This is a genomic window from Methylorubrum podarium, assembly GCF_022179745.1.
In the GTDB taxonomy this organism is placed as follows: Bacteria; Pseudomonadota; Alphaproteobacteria; order Rhizobiales; family Beijerinckiaceae; genus Methylobacterium; species Methylobacterium podarium.
The window spans coordinates 1-5,101 of record NZ_BPRD01000194.1; the positions used below are offsets into that span (position 1 = coordinate 1).

5 protein-coding genes are annotated in these 5,101 nt (G+C 67.7%); all 5 read left to right on the plus strand.

All coding sequences use genetic code 11. The features are described 5' to 3' along the window. On the plus strand, window positions 1-333 hold a 333-nt coding region (gene atpH / locus MFF42_RS10620), incomplete at its 5' end, for an ATP synthase F1 subunit delta (protein ID WP_238255730.1). Window positions 334-407: 74 nt separating this feature from the next. Continuing rightward, the gene (gene atpA, locus MFF42_RS10625) at window positions 408-1,937 is read left to right on the plus strand and encodes a F0F1 ATP synthase subunit alpha (protein ID WP_238255731.1); all 1,530 of its coding nucleotides are present in this window, start codon (window positions 408-410) and stop codon (window positions 1,935-1,937) included. Between the two features lie 157 nt (window positions 1,938-2,094). Next, window positions 2,095-2,991, plus strand: coding sequence for a F0F1 ATP synthase subunit gamma (locus MFF42_RS10630; protein WP_238255732.1), 897 nt, complete (start codon window positions 2,095-2,097; stop codon window positions 2,989-2,991). 24 nt (window positions 2,992-3,015) lie between these two features. After that, window positions 3,016-4,470, plus strand: coding sequence for a F0F1 ATP synthase subunit beta (gene atpD, locus MFF42_RS10635; protein ID WP_238255733.1), 1,455 nt, complete (start codon window positions 3,016-3,018; stop codon window positions 4,468-4,470). Window positions 4,471-4,549: 79 nt separating this feature from the next. Continuing rightward, on the plus strand, window positions 4,550-4,951 hold the full coding sequence (locus MFF42_RS10640) for a F0F1 ATP synthase subunit epsilon (RefSeq protein ID WP_238255734.1): 402 nt from the start codon (window positions 4,550-4,552) through the stop codon (window positions 4,949-4,951). Window positions 4,952-5,101: the final 150 nt, after the last annotated feature.

The window sequence follows — 5,101 nt, forward strand, 5'->3', positions numbered from 1 at the left end:
GCGGGGCTCGCCGCCAACTTCATCAAGCTCGCGGCCGCCAACCGCCGCCTTTTCGCCCTGCCGGACATGATCCGCGCCTATCGCGAGAAGGTGCGCGAGGCCAAGGGCATCGTCCGCGCCGAGGTCCGCGTCGCCGAAAAGCCCTCGGACGCGGTGATCGAGGAGATCAAGGCCTCGCTGCGCGACGTCGCCAAGAGCGAGGTCGACATCGACCTCCACATCGACCCGAGCCTGATCGGCGGCATCGTCGTCAAGATGGGCTCGCGCATGGTCGACGCCTCGCTCCGGACCAAGCTCAACAGCATCCGTCTCGCCATGCGGGAAGCCCGCTGAGGGTTTTGAAAACCCTCGCGGAACCGACCCGACACCCGAACAGACACGCACCCGACCTTTAAAGAGGCCCGACGATGGACATCCGCGCCGCCGAGATCTCCGCGATCCTGAAAGAGCAGATCAAGAATTTCGGCCAGGAGGCCGAAGTCACGGAAGTCGGGCAGGTGCTCGCGGTCGGCGACGGCATCGCCCGCGTCTACGGCCTCGACAACGTCCAGGCCGGTGAGATGGTCGAGTTCGAGTCGGGCGTGCGCGGCATGGCCCTCAACCTCGAGCAGGACAATGTCGGCGTCGTGATCTTCGGCTCCGACCGCGAGATCAAGGAAGGCCAGACCGTCAAGCGCACCGGCGCCATCGTCGACGTGCCGGTCGGCAAGGGCCTGCTCGGCCGCGTGGTCGACGGCCTCGGCAACCCGATCGACGGCAAGGGCCCGATCCAGTCGACCGAGCGCCGCCGCGTCGACGTGAAGGCCCCGGGCATCATCCCGCGCAAGTCCGTGCACGAGCCGATGGCCACCGGCCTCAAGGCGATCGACGCCCTGATCCCCGTCGGCCGCGGCCAGCGCGAGCTGATCATCGGCGACCGCCAGACCGGCAAGACCGCCATCGCCCTCGACACCATCCTGAACCAGAAGCCGGCCCATTCGGGCACCGACGAGAACGCCAAGCTCTACTGCGTCTACGTCGCCATCGGCCAGAAGCGCTCCACCGTCGCCCAGTTCGTGAAGGTGCTGGAGGACCAGGGCGCGATGGAATACTCCATCGTCATCGCCGCCACCGCCTCGGACGCCGCACCGATGCAGTTCATCGCGCCGTTCGCCGGCTGCGCCATGGGCGAGTACTTTCGCGATAACGGCATGCACGCCGTGATCGTCTATGACGACCTGTCGAAGCAGGCGGTGGCCTACCGCCAGATGTCGCTGCTGCTGCGCCGCCCGCCGGGCCGTGAGGCCTATCCGGGCGACGTGTTCTACCTCCACTCGCGCCTGCTCGAGCGCGCCGCCAAGATGGGCGACGCCGCCGGCAAGGGCTCGCTCACCGCGCTCCCGGTGATCGAGACCCAGGCCAACGACGTCTCGGCCTACATCCCGACCAACGTGATCTCGATCACCGACGGCCAGATCTTCCTCGAGACCGACCTGTTCTACCAGGGCGTCCGCCCGGCGGTGAATGTCGGCCTCTCGGTCTCGCGGGTGGGCTCCTCGGCCCAGACCAAGGCGATGAAGAAGGTCGCCGGCAAGATCAAGGGCGAGCTGGCGCAGTACCGCGAGATGGCGGCCTTCGCCCAGTTCGGCTCCGACCTCGACGCCTCGACCCAGCGCCTGCTGAACCGCGGCGCCCGCCTCACCGAGCTCCTGAAGCAGCCGCAATTCTCGCCGCTGAAGATGGAAGAGCAGGTCGCGGTGATCTACGCCGGCGTCAACGGCTACCTCGACAAGCTCCCGGTCAATCAGGTCCGTCCCTTCGAGGACCAGCTCCTGAGCACGCTGCGCTCGAAGCACCAGGACTGGCTCGACTCGGTGCGCGACTCCAAGGACCTCTCGGACGCCAACGCCAACACGCTCAAGGGCGTGATCGAGACCATCGCCAAGTCCTTCGCGTAAGTGTCGGTCGCGTAAGACGCACTGTCCCTCCCCTTGCGGGGAGGGGTAGGGGTGGGGGTCGGGCAGAAGGCACCGCCGCGCCCCATCCCGCACCACCTCCGGCTCCTCCCCACAGGGGGGAGGAGAGGCTCTCTCGAACGGATCCGGACGCCCGCCGATGCCGAGTTTGAAGGATCTGCGCAACCGCATCACCTCGGTGAAGGCGACGCAGAAGATCACCAAGGCGATGCAGATGGTCGCCGCCGCCAAGCTGCGGCGCGCCCAGACCGCCGCCGAGAACGGCCGCCCCTACGCCGAGAAGATGGCGCAAGTGCTCGGCAACCTCGCCGGAAACCTGATCGGCGGCGTCGGCGCCCCGCGCCTGCTCTCCGGCACCGGCCGGGACCAGACCCATCTGCTCGTGGTCTGCACCGGCGACCGGGGCCTCGCCGGCGCCTTCAACTCCTCAATCGCGCGTCTCGCCCGCGACCACGCCAACCGGCTGACGGCCGAGGGCAAGACCGTCAAGATCATCACCGTCGGCAAGAAGGGTCTCGACATCCTGCGCCGCCAGTTCCGCGAGCAGATCATCGCCTCGCGCGACATCCGCGGCAACAAGCCGGTCGACTACCCCTTCGCCGCCGAGATCGCCGACGACATCCTCAACCGCTTCGAGGCGGGCGAGTTCGACGTGGCGACCCTGTTCTACTCCGAGTTCCGCTCGGTGATCTCGCAGATCCCGACGGCGCAGCGGATCATCCCGGCCGAGCTGTCCGAGGCCGACGCGACCAAGGGCAATGGCAAGGCGGCCGGCGCCGACGCGGCGATGGAGTTCGAGCCGAACGAGGAGACCATCCTCGAAACCCTGCTGCCGAAGAACCTCACCGTCCAGATCTTCCGGGCGCTCCTCGAGAACGCCGCCTCGGAGCAGGGCGCGCGCATGAGCGCCATGGATTCCGCGACCCGCAACGCGGGCGAGATGATCAAGAAGCAGACGCTGGTCTACAACCGCACGCGTCAGGCGATGATCACCAAGGAACTCATCGAGATCATTTCGGGCGCGGAAGCGCTCTGACCGCCGCATAAAGGATCTATCGCAATGGCGAACACCGCTTCCCCCTCCACGGCGTCCAACGCCAAGGGCCGCATCACCCAGGTCATCGGCCCGGTCGTGGACGTGCAGTTCGACGGCTACCTGCCGGAGATCCTGAACGCGCTGGAGACCAAGAACCAGGGCAACCGCCTCGTGCTCGAGGTGGCGCAGCAGCTCGGCGAGAACACCGTCCGCTGCATCGCCATGGACACCTCGGAAGGTCTCGTGCGCGGCCAGGAGGTCTCCGACACCGGCGCGCCGATCAAGGTGCCGGTCGGCCACAACACGCTCGGCCGCATCATGAACGTCATCGGCGAGCCGATCGACGAGGCCGGCCCGATCGAGGCCGACACCTTCCGCGCCATCCACCAGCCGGCGCCCTCCTACGACGAGCAGTCGACCGAGGCGCAGATCCTGGTGACCGGCATCAAGGTCGTGGACCTGCTCGCCCCCTACGCCAAGGGCGGCAAGATCGGCCTGTTCGGCGGCGCGGGCGTCGGCAAGACCGTGCTGATCATGGAGCTGATCAACAACATCGCCAAGGCCCACTCGGGCTACTCGGTCTTCGCCGGCGTCGGCGAGCGGACGCGCGAGGGCAACGATCTCTACCACGAGATGATCGAGTCCAACGTCAACAAGAACCCCAAGGAGAACAACGGCTCGGCCGAGGGCTCCAAGTGCGCGCTGGTCTACGGCCAGATGAACGAGTCGCCCGGCGCCCGCTCCCGCGTCGCCCTGACCGGCCTGACCATCGCCGAGCAGTTCCGCGACGAGGGCCAGGACGTGCTCTTCTTCGTCGACAACATCTTCCGCTTCACGCAGGCGGGTTCGGAAGTGTCGGCGCTTCTCGGCCGCATCCCCTCGGCGGTGGGCTACCAGCCGACGCTCGCCACCGACATGGGCGCCCTGCAGGAGCGCATCACGACGACGACCAAGGGCTCGATCACCTCGGTGCAGGCGATCTACGTGCCGGCGGACGACCTGACCGACCCGGCGCCCGCCACCTCCTTCGCCCACCTCGACGCCACGACCGTGCTCTCGCGCTCGATCGCCGAGAAGGGCATCTACCCGGCCGTCGACCCGCTCGACTCGACCTCGCGCATGCTCTCGCCGGCGATCCTCGGCGAGGAGCACTACGACGTCGCCCGCCGCGTCCAGCAGACCCTGCAGCGCTACAAGTCGCTCCAGGACATCATCGCGATCCTGGGCATGGACGAGCTCTCGGAAGAGGACAAGCTGACGGTGGCCCGCGCCCGCAAGATCGAGCGCTTCCTGTCCCAGCCGTTCCACGTCGCCGAGGTGTTCACCGGCTCGCCGGGCAAGCTCGTGGCGCTGGAAGACACGATCAAGGGCTTCAAGGGCTTGGTCGAGGGCAAGTACGACGACCTGCCGGAGGCCGCCTTCTACATGGTCGGCTCCATCGAGGAGGCCCAGGAGAAGGCCAAGAAGCTCGCGGCCTGAGGCCGGCCGACGCTTCCAACCCGGCGCGCGGGACGGGCACGACCCGCGCGCCGCTCATCCTCTCGCGGACACCTGACGCATGGCCACCTTCCATTTCGATTTCGTCGGCCCCGAGCGGACGCTGTATTCCGGTGAGGTCGAGGCGGTGCAGCTTCCCGGCGCCGAGGGCGAGATGACCGTGCTGCCGGGCCACGCCCCGGTGCTGACCGCCCTCAAGGTCGGCGTCATCACGGTCACGGAGACGGCCGGCAACGGCAAGCGCATCTACGTCCAGGGCGGCTTCGCCGATATCGGCCCGACCAGCGTGACGGTGCTCGCCGAGCGCGCCGCGCCGATCGAGGAAGTCACCCCCGCCATGATCGACAAGGAGATCGAGGCGGCGGAACTCGCCCGCGACGCGACCCAGGACTACGCCAAGCGCGAGGCCCTGAACGCCCAGATCGTCCAGATGCAGGAAGCCAAGCACACGCTGAGCCTCTGATTTTTTTGGAGTTTCGGGTTCTGGGAAGGCGCTGGGCAACCGGCGCCTTTTTGTTTTTGGCGGAAGACGCGCGCCCGCGGACCCGGCCGGGGAAGCCGTCCTGTACGGCCTCCGGTCGATCACTTCAGCCACCGCTTCTCTCCTCCCCCT